The 15,480-nt window shown below is 65.8% G+C and carries 15 protein-coding genes; 9 read left to right on the top strand and 6 right to left on the bottom strand.

The window, feature by feature from the left end; all coding sequences use genetic code 11:
- The first annotated feature begins 54 nt into the window (after nucleotides 1–54).
- A complete protein-coding gene (locus HH308_RS07430) occupies nucleotides 55–1,320 on the top strand; it encodes a SatS C-terminal domain-containing protein (RefSeq protein ID WP_170193554.1) in 1,266 nt (421 codons plus the stop codon).
- 20 nt (nucleotides 1,321–1,340) lie between these two features.
- Here HH308_RS07430 and HH308_RS07425 read toward each other — a convergent pair whose 3' ends face one another.
- From HH308_RS07425 to HH308_RS07415, 3 genes are all read right to left on the bottom strand, one after another.
- Nucleotides 1,341–2,474 (bottom strand): adenosine deaminase, encoded by a 1,134-nt coding sequence (locus tag HH308_RS07425; RefSeq protein ID WP_170193553.1) that lies wholly within the window; start codon nucleotides 2,472–2,474, stop codon nucleotides 1,341–1,343.
- 84 nt (nucleotides 2,475–2,558) lie between these two features.
- Nucleotides 2,559–3,863 carry a thymidine phosphorylase gene (locus tag HH308_RS07420; RefSeq protein ID WP_170193552.1) on the bottom strand — a complete coding sequence of 435 codons (1,305 nt, stop codon included), beginning with the start codon at nucleotides 3,861–3,863 and terminating at the stop codon, nucleotides 2,559–2,561.
- A complete protein-coding gene (locus tag HH308_RS07415; RefSeq protein WP_312870467.1) occupies nucleotides 3,860–4,261 on the bottom strand; it encodes a cytidine deaminase in 402 nt (133 codons plus the stop codon). The genes HH308_RS07420 and HH308_RS07415 overlap by 4 nt, the downstream gene beginning before the upstream one ends.
- Nucleotides 4,262–4,512: 251 nt before the next feature.
- Here HH308_RS07415 and sdhC point away from each other — a divergent pair, with 251 nt between their 5' ends.
- The 8 genes from sdhC (at nucleotide 4,513) to HH308_RS07375 (ending at nucleotide 12,385) form a co-directional block, all read left to right on the top strand.
- A complete protein-coding gene (gene sdhC / locus HH308_RS07410; RefSeq protein ID WP_170193550.1) occupies nucleotides 4,513–4,917 on the top strand; it encodes a succinate dehydrogenase, cytochrome b556 subunit in 405 nt (134 codons plus the stop codon).
- A 12-nt stretch (nucleotides 4,918–4,929) separates the two neighbouring features.
- The gene (locus HH308_RS07405; protein WP_170193549.1) at nucleotides 4,930–5,397 is read left to right on the top strand and encodes a succinate dehydrogenase hydrophobic membrane anchor subunit; all 468 of its coding nucleotides are present in this window, start codon (nucleotides 4,930–4,932) and stop codon (nucleotides 5,395–5,397) included.
- 39 nt (nucleotides 5,398–5,436) lie between these two features.
- Nucleotides 5,437–7,191 (top strand): succinate dehydrogenase flavoprotein subunit, encoded by a 1,755-nt coding sequence (sdhA, locus tag HH308_RS07400; protein WP_170193548.1) that lies wholly within the window; start codon nucleotides 5,437–5,439, stop codon nucleotides 7,189–7,191.
- Nucleotides 7,191–7,976 carry a succinate dehydrogenase iron-sulfur subunit gene (locus HH308_RS07395; RefSeq protein ID WP_170193547.1) on the top strand — a complete coding sequence of 262 codons (786 nt, stop codon included), beginning with the start codon at nucleotides 7,191–7,193 and terminating at the stop codon, nucleotides 7,974–7,976. The genes sdhA and HH308_RS07395 overlap by 1 nt, the downstream gene beginning before the upstream one ends.
- Before the next feature lie 9 nt (nucleotides 7,977–7,985).
- Complete coding sequence (locus HH308_RS07390) at nucleotides 7,986–8,492, top strand: MmpS family transport accessory protein (RefSeq protein WP_170193546.1); 507 nt, start codon at nucleotides 7,986–7,988, stop codon at nucleotides 8,490–8,492.
- An 86-nt stretch (nucleotides 8,493–8,578) separates the two neighbouring features.
- Nucleotides 8,579–10,093, top strand: coding sequence for an APC family permease (locus tag HH308_RS07385; RefSeq protein ID WP_170193545.1), 1,515 nt, complete (start codon nucleotides 8,579–8,581; stop codon nucleotides 10,091–10,093).
- A 15-nt stretch (nucleotides 10,094–10,108) separates the two neighbouring features.
- The gene (locus tag HH308_RS07380; protein WP_170193544.1) at nucleotides 10,109–11,419 is read left to right on the top strand and encodes a D-alanyl-D-alanine carboxypeptidase; all 1,311 of its coding nucleotides are present in this window, start codon (nucleotides 10,109–10,111) and stop codon (nucleotides 11,417–11,419) included.
- 141 nt (nucleotides 11,420–11,560) lie between these two features.
- Nucleotides 11,561–12,385: an endonuclease domain-containing protein gene (locus HH308_RS07375; protein ID WP_170193543.1), complete on the top strand. Its 825-nt coding sequence runs from the start codon at nucleotides 11,561–11,563 to the stop codon at nucleotides 12,383–12,385.
- Between the two features lie 69 nt (nucleotides 12,386–12,454).
- On the opposite strand, the gene HH308_RS07370 is transcribed toward HH308_RS07375, so the two are convergent.
- From HH308_RS07370 to HH308_RS07360, 3 genes are all read right to left on the bottom strand, one after another.
- A complete protein-coding gene (locus HH308_RS07370; protein WP_170193542.1) occupies nucleotides 12,455–13,528 on the bottom strand; it encodes a YhjD/YihY/BrkB family envelope integrity protein in 1,074 nt (357 codons plus the stop codon).
- A 2-nt stretch (nucleotides 13,529–13,530) separates the two neighbouring features.
- Nucleotides 13,531–14,535 carry a tryptophan--tRNA ligase gene (gene trpS / locus HH308_RS07365; RefSeq protein ID WP_170193541.1) on the bottom strand — a complete coding sequence of 335 codons (1,005 nt, stop codon included), beginning with the start codon at nucleotides 14,533–14,535 and terminating at the stop codon, nucleotides 13,531–13,533.
- Nucleotides 14,536–14,599: 64 nt separating this feature from the next.
- Complete coding sequence (locus HH308_RS07360; RefSeq protein ID WP_170193540.1) at nucleotides 14,600–15,454, bottom strand: exodeoxyribonuclease III; 855 nt, start codon at nucleotides 15,452–15,454, stop codon at nucleotides 14,600–14,602.
- Nucleotides 15,455–15,480: the final 26 nt, after the last annotated feature.

Here is a 15,480-nt window from a genome sequence, read left to right as displayed (position 1 = left end):
GCTACGCAGGGGTCATGCGGCGGCACTCAGCAATGCTGACTAGGCTTTGTGCCCATGGCAGGTGACATCGTCCCGATCGAACTCGGACTGACCGACGGCAACTCGTTCACCCTGTGGGCACCACGCTGGCGGGAGGGCGACGACGAGTGGGAGGCGTTCCTCGGCCTCGACGAAGACCTCTATGTCTTCCCAGGCGTCGCGGAGCTAGTCGCGTTCATTCGCTCCAACGACGACAACGACCTCGTCGAACATCCGGCGTGGCCGACCGTCGTCGAATTGCAGGCCGACGAGTTGGTTCCCGACGACCGTCACACCTACGACCTCATCGGCGTCCCCGAGCTCGCCGCCGAGGATCCCGAGCCGTCGGTCATCGCCGAGCTCGAGGACGCGCTGGAGATCGTGCGCATCCTGGGCGAAGTGTGCGAGCTGACCGTAATCACGAAGTTCTTCAACGGCAATCCCATCCTGGGCGCCGTGACCACCGGCACCCGCAACTTCGACGGCCGCGAAGGCCTCGACCTCTGGGTCCGCATCGGCCGCCTCATCGCCAAGCACTGGGATGACGTGATCGACGCACTCGACGAGGTCACCTCGACGCCCGCCGTCCCAGCCGACATCGTGGCCGTCGCCGAGGCAGAGCTCGAAGCCGCGGTGCCCGCCGAAGACGACGAACCCTCCGACGACGACATCGACGGCGAGTCCGATGAGGACGACACCGACGACACCGACGAGGAGGACGAAGAGGACGACGAAGACGAGATCGACGAGGACGATTTCTGGGCCAACGTCGGCATCGATCCGATTCGCATCGTGACCGGCGACGGCGAATACCTCTCGCTGCGCTGCTATCTCGGCGACGAGCCGGTCTTCCTCGGGAGCAAGGGCGTCATCTACGTGTTCGCCGCCGAGCGTGGGCTGTCGCGGTTCCTCGCCAACGCCGATTCGCACGACCTCGCGCGGGTCTCGACCTTCGACGACGTCAAGGTCGCCGCGACCGACGGCTCGCTGGAGTTCGACGTCACCGACGACAACATCTACGTGCTGCCCGGCCTGGCCGAGGACATCCTCGACGGACCGCGCCGCATCGACGGCAATCAGTTGGAGCTGGCTGTCGAGTTGCTCACCGACGCAGCCGATTACGCCGGCGATGACGCCGTGGGTGAGGCCTTTGCGTCGACCAGCCCGCTCGGCTGGTTCATCGACTACGCGATCAATCCCGATCCCAAGCGACTAGCGCCGTCGGGTCCGTTCGACAACGAGGCCGAACAGTTCCGTGCCCTCGTGCACGACTTCGAGGACCGGCTGTCGACGAAGGGCTGAGGGGCGCTGCCCAGGGGCAGCTACCCCAGCAACACGGCGTAGCCGGGCTTGATCACGTCGTCGATGATGGTCAGCCGCTCGTCGAAGGGCAGGAACGCCGACTTCATCGCGTTCACCGTGAACCGCTGCAAATCGGTCCAGCCGTACCCGAATTGCGTTGCGAGGCGCTGCATCTCGGTGCTCATCGTGGTGTCGGACATCAGTCGGTTGTCGGTGTTGACGGTGACGCGGAAGCGCAGTCGGGCCAGGATGTTGAACGGATGCGACGCCAGGTCGGCGACGGCGCCGGTCTGCACGTTGGAACTCGGGCACAGTTCGAGCGGAATCCGCTTGTCCCGCACGTAGTTTGCGACGTCACCGAGCACGGCACCGTCGAACGAGAGATCGTCGGGTCGGGCGCCGGGTGGCAGGGTGATGTCGTCGATGACGCGCACGCCGTGGCCTAACCGGTCGGCGCCGCAGAAGCTGATCGCCTCGTGGATCGACGGCAGCCCGAAGGCCTCACCGGCATGAATTGTGAAGCGCGCGTTGTTCGCTCGCATGTAGTCGAAGGCGTCGAGGTGCCGTGACGGCGGGTATCCCGCTTCGGCACCGGCGATGTCGAACCCGACGACGCCCTGCCGCCGGTAGCGCACCGCGAGTTCGGCTATCTCCCGTGATCGGGCGGCATGCCGCATCGCCGTCACCAGAGCGCGCACGACGATGGGCCGTCCACGGTGCGCGGCATCGGCCTCGCCGTCGGCGAATCCGGCGAGGACCGCTTCCACCACTTCGTCGAGCGTCAACCCGCGTTCCAGATGCAATTCGGGCGCGTAGCGGATCTCCGCATACACCACTCCGTCGGCGGCGAGGTCCTCGACGCACTCGCGCGCGACGCGACGCAGCGCCGATACCGTCTGCATCACCGCGACGGTATGCGCGAAGGTCTCCAGGTATGTCTCCAGTGATCCGCTGTTGGCCGCCTCGGCGAACCATCGTCCGAGTTCGTCGACGTCGGTCGAGGGCAGATTCGCATAGCCGACGTCGGCGGCCAGGTCGATGACGGTCTGCGGTCGCAGGCCGCCGTCGAGGTGGTCGTGCAGAACGACTTTCGGTGCCAGGAGAAGACTCGACGATTCCAGCGGCGACTGCACAGTCATGTTCTCTACGGTCATGGTCTCTACGGTGGCAGACCGGACGATCGCGCGCACCCACTCACGTGACGCGAAGGTGAACTATTTCACGCCCCGGGCGTCGGGCTAGGTCGAGTCGACGCGCGCGAGCACCGTGCCCGCGGCCGTCACCTGCCGCGGCTCGCCGACCTCCACCGCATCTGCCAAAGCCACTCGCGCAGAGTCGAATCGGTCCGGTGTCTGGGTATGCAGCGTGAACAGCGGCCGACCCGCGCGCACACTCTCGCCCAGACCCGCGTGCCAGATCACCCCGGCTTCAGCTTGCACGGGCGCGCCCGGCGTCGTGCGCCCGGCGCCGAGCAACCACGCGGCCCGACCGACCGCCATGGCGTCGAGCCCGGTCAGAATTCCGGTCGACTCGGCGACCACCACGTCGGTGTGCCGCGCTGTGGGGAGCGGCGCAGCGGGGTCGCCGCCCTGCGCGGCGACCATCGACCGCCAGGAGTCCATCGCCCGACCGTTACGCAGATTCGACGCCGGGTCGACGTCGGGCAGGCCTGCGAGGCACAGCATTTCGTGCGCCAGCGTCAGCGTGAGGTCGACGACGTCGGCGGGTCCGCCGCCGTCGAGCACCTCGAGTGTCTCGGCGACCTCGAGGGCATTGCCCGCCGTTCGCCCCAACGGGGTGTTCATGTCGGTGATCAGCGCCGTCGTGGCGACCCCGGCGTCGGTGCCGAGCTCGACCATGGTGCGCGCCAACTCGGCCGATTCGTCGAAGGTCTTGAGGAACGCTCCCGACCCGGTCTTGACGTCGAGGACGAGCGCGGCGGTGCCCTCGGCGATCTTCTTACTCATGATGGAACTGGCAAGCAGAGGAATCGATTCGACTGTCCCGGTGACATCGCGCAGCGCGTAGATCTTGCGGTCGGCGGGGGCCAGGTCGGCGCCCGCGGCGCACACCACCGCCCCGACGTCGGCGAGCTGGCGCGTCATCTGCGCCACCGTCAGATCCGCCCGCCACCCGCTGATCGCTTCGAGTTTGTCCAGGGTTCCGCCGGTGTGGCCGAGACCGCGGCCGGACAACTGCGGCACCGCGACCCCGTACGACGCGACGAGCGGTCCGAGCGGCAGCGTGATCTTGTCACCGACGCCGCCCGTCGAGTGTTTGTCGACGGTGCGCAGCGCAGCGTCACCGCGGCGCAGTCCGGTGAAGTCCAGGCGAGTGCCGGTCGCGATCATCGCGTCGGTCCAGCGGACGATCTCGCGGCGGGACATCCCGCGCCAGACGATGGCCATCAACAACGCCGACATCTGTTCCTCGGCGACGGCTCCCGACGTGTATCCGGCGACGATGTGGTCGATCTGCGCATCGGACAGTTCGGCGCCGTCGCGTTTGGCGACGATGATCGAGACGGCGTCGAGCGCGCTCATCGGCGACCACGTTCCAGATCGTCGGGCCCGAAGGCGTCGGGTAGCAAGTCGCCGAGTCGTACCGGACCGTTCGCCGTCGCAACGAGAAGCTCGACGCCGCCGTGCTCGAGCAGTATTTGTCTGCACCGTCCGCAGGGGGTGAGCGGTTCGCCGCGAGAGTCGCAAACCGACACCGCGACGAGCCGTCCGCCGCCGGTGACCGCGAGATTTCCGGCGAGTGTCACTTCAGCGCAGACACCGAGTCCGTATGAGACATTTTCCACATTGCATCCGCGGACGAAACGTCCATCGTCGACTACGGCCGCCGCCCCGACCGGGAAGTCCGAATAGGGCGCATAAGCGTTGCGCATTGCCTCAACTGCCTTGTCGTGCAACAGTTTCCATTCCGTCGCCGATATCACGACACCCCTTTCCGACGATCACATCGAACACCGCGCGTCGCCGCTTATAGCAACAAACCATTGGTAAGGCAATCCTTAGTTTGTCGCTTTTGCTCCGCAGCTGTCTCAAGCCAGTTAACAATGGCACTCAGCTTAGGTTTAAAGTCTGTTGCTATGGGTCGGAGTGATCGAGCGCGCACAAGCCCACTCGGTCGCTTGACCACAAGTTGAGCGGTCCAGCCCGAGAAACGCGGAGGCCATTTTTCGCCATGAGCACACCCACCGAAGTAGCACCAGCGCCGGTGCGAAAGATTTCGCTATACCGAGGCGATCCAGGCATGTGGTCCTGGGTCCTCCACCGCATCACCGGTGTGACGATCTTCTTCTTCCTCTTTGTGCACGTGCTCGACACCGCCGTCATCCGGGTCGATCCCAACAAGTACTCCGAGATCATCGAGACCTACAAGACCCCGATCATCGGTCTGATGGAGATCGCGCTGGTCTTCTGCGTGCTCTACCACGCATTCAACGGACTGCGGATCATCCTCGTCGACTTCTGGTCGAAGGGCCCGCGCTACCAACGGCAGATGCTGTGGGGCGTGCTGGGCGTGTTCATCGTCGTCTTCGGTGCGGCTGCCGTCCGGCTGCTGCAGATCCTGATCAACTCGCTGTAGGAGGGCAAGCCAATGACTGCATCGCAAGCCACACCGGGCTCCTCCGAGGCCCCGATCGTGATCAAGGAATACGACCGTCCGGCCAGCCTGGACAATCCGCGCTCGCCCCGCAAGCCCAAGCGCGGCAACTTCGAGAAGAACGCGTGGCTGTTCATGCGCTTCTCCGGCCTGGCGCTGATCATCCTCACCATCGGCCACATGTTCATCATGCTGGCCTGGGACAACGGTGTTCACCGCATCGACGCCTCCTTCGTCGCGGCCCGCTGGAAAGAACCCTTCTGGCAGATCTGGGACCTCACCATGCTGTGGCTCGCGCAGCTGCACGGCGGCAACGGCGTACGCACCGTGATCGCCGACTACTCGCGCAAGGATTCGACCCGCTTCTGGCTCAACGTCCTGCTCGCCGTGTCGATGATCCTCGTGCTGGTGCTGGGCACCTACGCGCTCCTCACCTTCGACACCAGCAGCGTCAACAACTAGAACTCAAGCCACGGCCGGCTTAGGAGACACAGGGAAACCATGCAGGAACATCGTTACGACGTCGTCATCGTCGGTGCCGGCGGCGCCGGAATGCGCGCAGCCATCGAGTCGGCCCCGCGCGCCCGCACCGCGGTGCTGACCAAGCTCTACCCGACCCGCAGCCACACCGGCGCGGCGCAGGGCGGCATGTGCGCCGCCCTAGCCAACGTCGAAGAGGACAACTGGGAATGGCACACCTTCGACACCGTCAAGGGCGGCGACTACCTCGCCGACCAGGACGCCGTCGAGATCATGGCCAAGGAAGCCATCGACGCGGTGCTCGACCTGGAGAAGATGGGTCTGCCGTTCAACCGCACGCCCGAGGGCAAGATCGACCAGCGCCGCTTCGGCGGTCACACCCGTGACCACGGCAAGGCACCGGTCCGACGCGCGTGCTACGCCGCCGACCGCACCGGCCACATGATCCTGCAGACCCTGTATCAGAACTGCGTCAAGCACGACGTCGAGTTCTACAACGAGTTCTACGCCCTCGACATCGCGCTCACCGAGAACGCCGACGGCGAGAAGGTCGCCACCGGCGTCATCGCCTACGAGCTCGCCACCGGCGAGATCCACGTCTTCCACGCCAAGTCGATCGTGTTCGCCACGGGCGGTTCGGGCCGCATGTACAAGACGACGTCGAACGCCCACACCCTCACCGGTGACGGCATGGGCATCATCTTCCGCAAGGGACTTCCCTTGGAGGACATGGAGTTTCACCAGTTCCATCCGACCGGCCTGGCCGGTCTGGGCATCCTCATCTCCGAGGCGGTCCGCGGCGAGGGCGGCATCCTGCGCAATGTCGACGGCGAGCGCTTCATGGAGCGCTACGCCCCCACCATCAAGGACCTCGCACCCCGCGACATCGTCGCCCGCTCGATGGTCCTCGAAGTTCTCGAAGGCCGCGGCGCCGGACCGAACAAGGACTACGTCTACATCGACGTGACCCACCTCGGTGAGGACGTCCTCAACGAGAAGCTCCCCGACATCACCGAGTTCGCCCGCACCTACCTCGGCGTCGACCCGGTCACCGAGTACGTACCGGTCTACCCCACTTGCCACTACGTCATGGGCGGTATCCCGACCACCATCGAAGGCCAGGTGCTCGCCGACAACGACACCATCGTGCACGGCCTCTACGCCGCAGGTGAGTGCGCCTGCGTGTCGGTGCACGGCGCCAACCGCCTCGGCACCAACTCGCTGCTCGACATCAACGTCTTCGGACGCCGCGCCGGCATCGCCGCCGCCGCGTACGCCAACAGCGTCGGCTTCACCCCGATGCCGGAGAACCCGACCACGATGGTCGACGAATGGCTCGAATCGGTGCTCTCGGAGCACGGCAACGAGCGCGTCGCCGACATCCGCACCACGCTGCAACGCGTCATGGACGACAACGCGTCGGTGTTCCGTACCGAAGACACGCTGACCACCGCGCTCAACGAGGTCCGGGCGCTCAAGGAGCGCTACGCGCACATCCGCGTCCACGACAAGGGCAAGCGCTTCAACTCCGACCTCCTCGAAGCGATCGAGCTGGGCTTCCTGCTGGAGATGGCCGAGGTGACCGTCGTCGGCGCCCTCAACCGCAAGGAGTCCCGCGGCGGCCACGCCCGCGAGGACTACCCCAAGCGCGACGACGAGAACTACATGCAGCACACCATGGCCTACAAGCGCGGCGATGGTCTGCTGGCCGAGATCGAGCTGGACTACAAGCCCGTGGTCCAGACCCGCTACGAGCCGATGGAGCGTAAGTACTGATGACCGTCACCGTCGAGAAGAACGCGGCCTCCGCGGAACCGCCGTTGCCTCCGGTCCCCGACGAGGCGACCATGGTGACGCTGAAGATCTACCGCTTCAACCCGGAAGCGCCCGACGCCGCGGGCTTCGAGAGCTTCCGCGTGCCGGCGCTGCCCACCGACCGGCTGCTCAACCTGCTGCTGTACGTGAAGGGTTACCTGGACGGCACCCTGACCTTCCGCCGCAGCTGTGCGCACGGCGTCTGCGGTTCGGATGCGATGCGCATCAACGGCGTCAACCGGCTGGCCTGCAAGCTGCTGATGAAGGATCTGCTGCCCAAGGACAAGAGCAAAGACGTCACCATCACCATCGAACCCATCCGCGGCCTGCCCGTGGAGAAGGACCTCGTGGTGGACATGGAACCGTTCTTCGACGCGTATCGCGCGATCAAGCCGTTCTTGATCACCACCGGAAACGAGCCGACCAAGGAACGCATCCAGTCGCAGAAGGACCGCGCCCGCTTCGACGACACCACCAAGTGCATCCTGTGTGCCTGCTGCACCACGAGTTGCCCGGTGTTCTGGAACGAGGGCAGCTACTTCGGCCCCGCCGCCATCGTCAATGCGCACCGCTTCATCTTCGACAGCCGCGACGAGGGTGCTGTGGAGCGCCTGGACATCCTCAACGACTCCGACGGCGTGTGGCGCTGCCGCACCACCTTCAACTGCACCGACGCCTGCCCACGCGGCATCCAGGTGACACAGGCGATCCAAGAGGTCAAGCGCGCACTGATGTTCTCGCGCTAGGGAATTCGCATGTTCGACGCCCCGTCCGGCAACGCCGGGCGGGACGTCGCGCATTTTCGATGGAACCAAACGCGGCTGCGCTGCGTCCAAGAACGCATGAAAACGTTTCTCGCCACCATGATCACCAGCCTCGCGCTCCTCACGGCCGGGCTCGTCCCGTCGGCGCACGCCGCCCCGACACCGCCCGCCAGCGGTGACCGCATTGCGATCACCCTCGTCTCCGACGCCGAGCACAACCTTGCGGCCGGCTGGACCGACTCCGCGAATCACCCCCGCACACAACGTAATCCGCGACTCGTGACGTTCGACGCGGCGTCGGGCGAATGGTCGCAGACACTGACCTACACGGCTCGCGCCGCGCTGGTCGATCTCGCGGTGTATCTGCAGTCCGCGGGCGGACTGGCGGGCTGCCGGATCACGGTGAACGGACGAGTCGTCGCGCGCGAACGGGTCAGCCATGCGCACGCGATCGCCCGCTGTGTCGAGGCCGCTGACGCCGCCGCACCGCACCGGTGACGGCAACCAAAATCGGTCATTGCCGCGCCGATCGACGTTCGGTTCCATAGGATCAACGCACCTGTGACGATCCAAGGAGCGTGGGAATGACCGAATCCTCATCCACGGCGACGCCGCCGACCAATCCGGGGGACAAGGGACTCGCCGTCGGGTCGATCGGACTCCTGGGCAACGTGATCATCGGATTGGGTGCCGTCGCGCCTGCCTATAGTCTCGCGGCCACCCTCGGTTTCGTCGTCGCCGCGGTCCACGAACGCTCGCCCGCGATCTTCGTCCTGGCCTTCATCCCGATGCTGCTCGTCGCCTTCGCCTACAAGGAACTCGCCGAGGACACCCCGGACTGCGGCACGACATTCACATGGGGCACAAAGGCTTTCGGTCCGTGGATCGGCTGGATCGGTGGATGGGGGCTGGCCGTCTCGGCGATCATCGTGCTGGCCAACGTCGCCGAGATCGCCGCGGTGTACCTGCTCAAGTTCCTCGGACTCGATTCCGTCGCCGAGAATCTGTGGGCCAAGGTCGGCCTGGGCTGCCTGTTCATCATCGCGATGACGTGGACCGCGATCCGCGGGATCGTGCTGAGCGAACGGCTGCAGTCGGTGCTGATGTTCATCCAGTTCACCGTCCTGATCGCCGCGTCGATCTTCGCACTGGTGAAGGTCGGCGCGGGAACCGCGGGCGCACAAGCGGTCTCGCCCCAGCTGTCGTGGTTGTGGCCCAGCGGCCTGAGCCAGTCGCAGATCGCGGCCGGAGTGATTCTGTGCATCTTCATCTACTGGGGTTGGGACGCGTGTCTGGCCATCAGTGAGGAGACGAAGGATCCCACCAAGACACCCGGGCAGGCGGCCGTCCTGACCTGCCTCATCCTGGTCGCGACCTACGTCCTGGTGGCCTACGCGGTACAGTCGTTCGCCGGGTTCGGCACCACCGGCATCGGACTGAACAACCCCGATAACGTCGATGACGTGCTGACCATCCTCGGCGAGCCCGTGGCCGGCGGATTCATGGCGGGCGCACTTCTGCTCACCGTGAGCGTGTCGGCGATCTCCTCGACGCAGTCGACGATCCTGCCGACCGCGCGCGGCACCCTGTCGATGGCTGTGTACAAGGCCATCCCGGACCGGTTCGCCGCCGTCCACCCCCGCTACATGACACCCGCTTTCGGCACCGCCGTGATGGGTGCGTCGGCGCTCGTCTTCTACCTGGTGCTGTCGGTCGCGAGCCAGAACACCCTCGCCGACTCGATCGCGTCGCTCGGCCTCGCGGTCGCGTTCTACTACGGAGTCACCGCGTATTCGTGCGTCTGGTACTTCCGCCGATCGTTGTTCACCTCGGCGCGCAACTTCTTCTTCCGCGGCCTGTTTCCACTGCTCGGCGGTATCGCGATGACCTGGGCGTTCGTCAAGAGCGCCGTCGACATGATCAAACCCGACTACGGCTCGACGTCGTTTCACGGCGTCGGCGGCGTCTTCATCCTCGGCGTCGGCATGTTGGTGTTGGGCATTCCGCTGATGCTCGCCTGCTGCGCGCACAACAGTTCGTTCTTCAAGGGCCAGACACTCGACGCATCCACCGAGGTGAAGGTTCCCGACGTGTACTGATTAGACTATCCGGCGATGAGCCACGTCACAGCGCAACCCCGCCACCGGTCGACGACGACGCTGCGAATGAGGATCGCGATCGTGGTCGCCGTCGCCGCACTCTGCGGGGTGGTGGGATGGGCGCCGGTGCCCGCTCACGCCGAGCCCTACCCGACCGACCACTGCCCGCACAAAGTCAACACGCCGCCCGCCGTCGACACGTCCGAGGTGCCCCAACCGGGTGACACCGTGCCGGCAGCTCTGCCGGTCCACTCCCCTACCGTCGGCGGCGAAGAACTGGCACGCTGCGGGATCGTCACGGCGTCGGCGGCACCCGCGCTGGCGACGATGGCTCCGGCCGGCTGGCTGATCGCCGACCTCGACACGGGCAAGGTACTCGCCGCGAAAGACCCGCACGGACGGTACCGCCCGGCGTCGACGATCAAGGTGTTGCTGGCGCTGGTGTCGCTGCGTGAACTCGATCTCGACAAGACCGTCTCGGTGACCGCCGAGGACTACAGCACCGAAGGCGACTCCTGCGGCACCGGTCCCGGCGGCCGCTACACGATTCGCGAACTGCTTACCGGACTGCTGATGGTGTCGGGCAACGACTGTGCCAGCGCGCTCGCGCGCGAGCTGGGCGGCACCACCGAGGCCCTGACGAAGATGAACGACGCGGCGAAGTCGTTGCAGGCGTTCGATACCCGTGCAGCGTCGCCGTCGGGCCTGGACGCTCCGGGAATGTCGACGTCGCCCTACGACGAAGCGCTGATCTTCCGTGCCGCGATGCAGATCGACACCTTCCGTCAGATCATCTCGACGAAGACGTTCCAGTTCCCCGGCTATCCGCGCAACCCGGCGATCCCCGACGACAAAGACCATCCGGGCTACCTCATGCAGTCGCAGGATGCGTTGTTGCTCGACGACTACCCCGGCATGCTGGGCGGCAAGACCGGGTTCACCGACGACGCCCGTAAGACGTTCGTCGGCGCCGCCGACCGCAACGGGCGCAGGGTGCTCATCGTGATGATGTACGGGCTCAACACCCGCACTTCCAGCGACTACTGGGATCAGGCGAAGCTGATGTTCGAGTACGGTCAGTCGGCGCCCGCCGAGCACGCCGTCGGGCAGTTGGTGGAGGCGAGCGGCAGCACAACCACGACGAGCGCGACGACCACGGTGCCCACGACGAGTGCGACGACCGCGGCGCCACACGTCGACACCGTCCAGCGTGCTGCCTCACCGAGCGAGGAGACCAGCTGGGCCAAGCGACTGCTGATCGGCTTACTGGTGGCCCTGGTCGCGCTGCTGCTCGCCGCGGCCGGGTTGCGAATCAACCGCCGTTAGGGTGAACCCTGGGTTCTGATTACACCGGCTCGTCCGAGGGAATGACGCCCTCGGAAAGCCCTGCGCATACAGAAATCGTCGCGCCCGCACACACCGGAAATCGATGGAACCATAAGCCCTCGTCGGCGCGTCCAAGTTCGTATGGATTGGCACGTCTATCGAACCAAACAGCTCAAAGCTCGCGGATCTACCGACTGGGATATCCGCAAGGCGACGCAGCGCGGCGACCTGAACCCACTGCGCCCCGGGTGGTACGCCGCGGCAGGCGCCGACCCGACCGTCGTCGCCGCGGTGCGCGCGGGTGGCGTACTCAGCTGCGTATCTGCTCTACGCATGTACGGCATCTGGGTCGCCAAGAACTGCTGCCCGGGGCTGCACGTGCGGCTGAGTCGCCACGGCGAAACCGCGGGCGTCAGACGCTGTCACCCGTTCGGTCCCGTCCCGCCGACAGATCAGCCGGTCGATGCCCTGCCCGCCGCGTTCGCCTGTGCGTACCACTGCATGTCCACCGAGGAGTGGATCGCTGCGGTCGACAGCGCCCTGAATCGACGCCTCGTCACCGTCGACGAACTGCTCGCCGCCTGGCCCCACGTGCCGTCCGAGGTGCGACGCGCGCTCGATCGAACCAATGGCCGCGCCGAGTCGGGTACCGAGACCTTCGCACGACTTCGGTTGCAGTCGTTGGGCTTTCGAGTGCACTGCCAGGTTTACATTCCGAAGGTCGGGCGGGTCGATCTGGTGATCGGCCGTCTCATCATCGAATGTGACTCCGAGGGCTATCACAGTTCGCCTCGCCAGCGGCGCAACGACTATCGGCGCGACCGCTGGTCACAGATCGGCGGGTGGCTTGTCATCCGCATCGACTTCGTCGACGTGCTCAACCACTGGCCTGAAGTTCTTGCCGAGATCCGCGCCATCACCCGCGTCGATCGCCATCGACGACGGACACGGATCGCGCCTCGATGACCCCGTGTTCTGACAACACAGGTCGGTCCGGGGGGATGGTGCCCTCAGACGGTCGGGTAAGCGCAGAAGTCAGGGACCGAGCCGCTCATCCCGACGTCGCGCCCGCCACAGGTACCCGACGATCGCACCCACTCCCACGCCAGCCAGCACGGTCTTCGGATCCGGCATCGGGTGCACGTCGTAGACCGGTGACAATCGCACCGGCGGCGGCGTCGCATCGGCCTGGTCGGGGATCTGCAACTCCTCGTTCGCGGCGGCCGTCGCGCACCACGCGCTCGCGTACAACAGGATTCGCGCGGCCAGGTAGGAGATCACCATGAGGCCGAGGATCGGGCCGAACGCGACGCCCGCCGGGCTGCTGGTGACCGATGAGAAGTAGATGCCCGCGCCAGCCTTGACCACCTCGAAAACCACGGCGACCACCAGTCCGGGGATCAGTGCCCGTCGAAAAGGCAAGTCCACCAGCGGAATCTTCGACAAGACGACGGTGAACAACACGGTGCTCGCACTGATCGACACCACATACGCGATGATCTTGACGACGTAGGGCACCCAGCCCTCGCCGGACAATCCCACCCACGACAGGATGGGCCGCAGCAGTCGGCCGTCGCCGAGCGCCGAGATGGCGACGGTCACCAGAAACGCCAGCCCGAGCAGCAGGAACATGCCGAGGTCGAAGACCTTCGACAGCACCGCGTTGCGTTCGGGCTGCCCACCCCACATCTGGGTCAGCGCGCCGCGTAGCGCCGTCATCCAGCCGATGCCGGTGAACGCCGCCGCGAGCAGGCCGATCACACCGACTGTCGCGCGCGACTCGATGGCCGACGTCATGATCTTGTTGAGCTGCGTGCCGAGGTCACCCGGCACCGAGTTGACGATCGACTGCTGCATCGACGCGATCACGTCGGGCCGCGAGGCCAGCACATAACCGCCGATGGCGAAGGCGACCATGATCACCGGCACCAACGCCAGCACGGTGCGGTAGGTGAGGCTGGCGGCGAACACATTGCCCTGCTCGACGGTATAGCGCTCCTGCGTTTTCATCCCGTGGTCGATCAGCCCGAACCGGGCGCGCACCCGCGCCAAGAGAGCTTTGCACACCTCGACGAGATGCATGACCCACTGCTTGACGCGGTCTGGCATGACTAGCCTTTCGGTGCGAGGAAACCGACCTTCTCATAGACTCCGGCAAGTGTTTTCGCCGACACTTCACGCGCACGCTGCGCACCGTCGGCGAGAATCCGGTCGATGTAGTCCGGGTCGGCGAGCACCTCGTCGAACTTCCCCTTCAACGGTGCGACGAACTCGGCGAGCACGTTGGCGGTGTCGACCTTGAGGTCTCCGTAGCCCTTGCCCTCGTAGCCGGCGACGAGGTCGTCGATCGACGTTCCGTTCAGCGCCGACTGAATCGTCAGCAGATTGGACACGCCGGGCTTGTTCTCGCGGTCGAAGGCGATGACGCGGTCGTTGTCGGTGACCGCGGAGCGGATCTTCTTCGCCGAACGCTTGGGGTCGTCGAGCAGGCTGATCAGTCCCGAGTCGGAGTCGGCGGATTTGCTCATCTTCGCAGTCGGGTTCTGCAAGTCGTAGATCTTGGCGACGTCGGCGGGGATGTAGGCCTCGGGCACCCGCAGTGTCTTGCCGAAGCGAGAGTTGAAGCGCTGAGCCAAGTTTCGCGTCAACTCGAGGTGCTGACGCTGATCCTCACCGACCGGCACCGCGTCGACCTGGAAGGCGAGGATGTCGGCGGCCATCAGGATCGGGTAGGTGAACAGTCCGACGCCGGCCGCGTCGGTGCCCTGCTTGGCGGACTTGTCCTTGAACTGCGTCATCCGGCTGGCCTCGCCGAAACCGGTGATGCATGACAGCACCCAGGTCAGCTGGGCGATCTCCGGCACGTGGGACTGCACGTAGATCGTGGACCGTTCGGGGTCGATGCCCACCGCGAGCAACTGCGCGACACTGCGGCGCGTTCGCTCGCGCAGCAACTTCGGTTCGTGCGGCATCGTGATGGCGTGCATGTCGGGGATGAAGTAGAACGCCTCGTCGAACTCGTCTTGCAACGCGACCCACTGACGCACCGCACCCAGGTAATTACCGAGGTGAAAGGAGTCGCTGGTGGGCTGAATGCCCGAGAGCACGCGTGTCATGAGCCCAGTCTTTCAGATGCCGAAGCCGGCGATTCGAGCGGATCGGCCTCCTCCGGGCACCCATTCAGCCGAAGACGGTGGTCACCGGCGCGTGGTCGGACCAGCGCAGGTCGTAGGCGTCGGGCCGGTGGACATACGACTTGACGGCACGCCGCGCCAGCGAATCGGTAGCGAGGTGGAAGTCGATGCGCCACCCGGAGTCGTTGTCGAAGGCCTTGCCGCGCCACGACCACCACGAGTACGGGCCGGGCTCGTCGCCGACGAGCTCGCGCAGCACATCGTGCCAGCCGTTGGCGAACAGTCCGGCCAGCCAGTCCCGCTCATGCGGCAGAAAGCCGGGACTCTTCTTGTTGGTCTTCCACGCTTTGATGTCGTTCTCGGCGGCCGCGATATTCCAGTCGCCGCCGACCACGACGTCGTGTCCCGACGCCGCGTGACGCCCGAGGAAATCGGCGAACTCGGCGAGGAACCGCTTCTTCTCCTCGAATTTCTCCGCGTCCTTCTCGGTCGCCTTCGGCGTCAGCGCGGGATCGACCGCCCCCTTCGGCAGGTACAGGCTGCCCGCGGTGATCGGCTCCGACGAGCCCGGCAGCAGGTAGTCCGCCTCGATGTAGCGGCCGGCGGCGTCGAATTCCGCGCTACCGATGCCCTCCCGAACGACGCTCGGTTCGACGCGGCTGAGCAGTGCGACGCCGGCGTGTCCCTTCACCGACGAGGAGTCCATCACCAGGTGCCAGCCGTCGTCGAGGGCCGGCGCCAACGCGTCGCGCGCCTCGGCTTCGGTGGCCCGAACCTCTTGCAGCGCAACGACATCGGAGTCAGATGCGGCCAACCAAGGGAGCAGACCGTGATTGCGATCGTTACGATGCTTGACCGCCGCGCGGATTCCGTTGACGTTGACCGTGGTGATGATTGGCACGCCACCACGCTACCCAAGGGGTGTGA

It is taken from the genome of Gordonia asplenii (assembly GCF_012933505.1).
Lineage (GTDB): Bacteria > Actinomycetota > Actinomycetes > Mycobacteriales > Mycobacteriaceae > Gordonia > Gordonia asplenii.
Note: the sequence above shows the minus strand (reverse complement) of the source record. Positions and strands in the feature narration are given on the sequence as shown.

Coding starts and splice junctions, on each gene's coding strand:
- HH308_RS07425 (WP_170193553.1), bottom strand. CDS start 2,474: ATGACCGTAGAGAACATGACTGTGCAGTCGCCGCTGGAATCGTCGAGT.
- sdhA (WP_170193548.1), top strand. CDS start 5,437: ATGCAGGAACATCGTTACGACGTCGTCATCGTCGGTGCCGGCGGCGCC.
- HH308_RS07375 (WP_170193543.1), top strand. CDS start 11,561: ATGGATTGGCACGTCTATCGAACCAAACAGCTCAAAGCTCGCGGATCT.
- HH308_RS07420 (WP_170193552.1), bottom strand. CDS start 3,863: ATGAGCGCGCTCGACGCCGTCTCGATCATCGTCGCCAAACGCGACGGC.
- HH308_RS07430 (WP_170193554.1), top strand. CDS start 55: ATGGCAGGTGACATCGTCCCGATCGAACTCGGACTGACCGACGGCAAC.
- sdhC (WP_170193550.1), top strand. CDS start 4,513: ATGAGCACACCCACCGAAGTAGCACCAGCGCCGGTGCGAAAGATTTCG.
- HH308_RS07405 (WP_170193549.1), top strand. CDS start 4,930: ATGACTGCATCGCAAGCCACACCGGGCTCCTCCGAGGCCCCGATCGTG.
- HH308_RS07370 (WP_170193542.1), bottom strand. CDS start 13,528: ATGCCAGACCGCGTCAAGCAGTGGGTCATGCATCTCGTCGAGGTGTGC.
- trpS (WP_170193541.1), bottom strand. CDS start 14,535: ATGACACGCGTGCTCTCGGGCATTCAGCCCACCAGCGACTCCTTTCAC.
- HH308_RS07390 (WP_170193546.1), top strand. CDS start 7,986: ATGTTCGACGCCCCGTCCGGCAACGCCGGGCGGGACGTCGCGCATTTT.
- HH308_RS07395 (WP_170193547.1), top strand. CDS start 7,191: ATGACCGTCACCGTCGAGAAGAACGCGGCCTCCGCGGAACCGCCGTTG.
- HH308_RS07385 (WP_170193545.1), top strand. CDS start 8,579: ATGACCGAATCCTCATCCACGGCGACGCCGCCGACCAATCCGGGGGAC.
- HH308_RS07380 (WP_170193544.1), top strand. CDS start 10,109: ATGAGCCACGTCACAGCGCAACCCCGCCACCGGTCGACGACGACGCTG.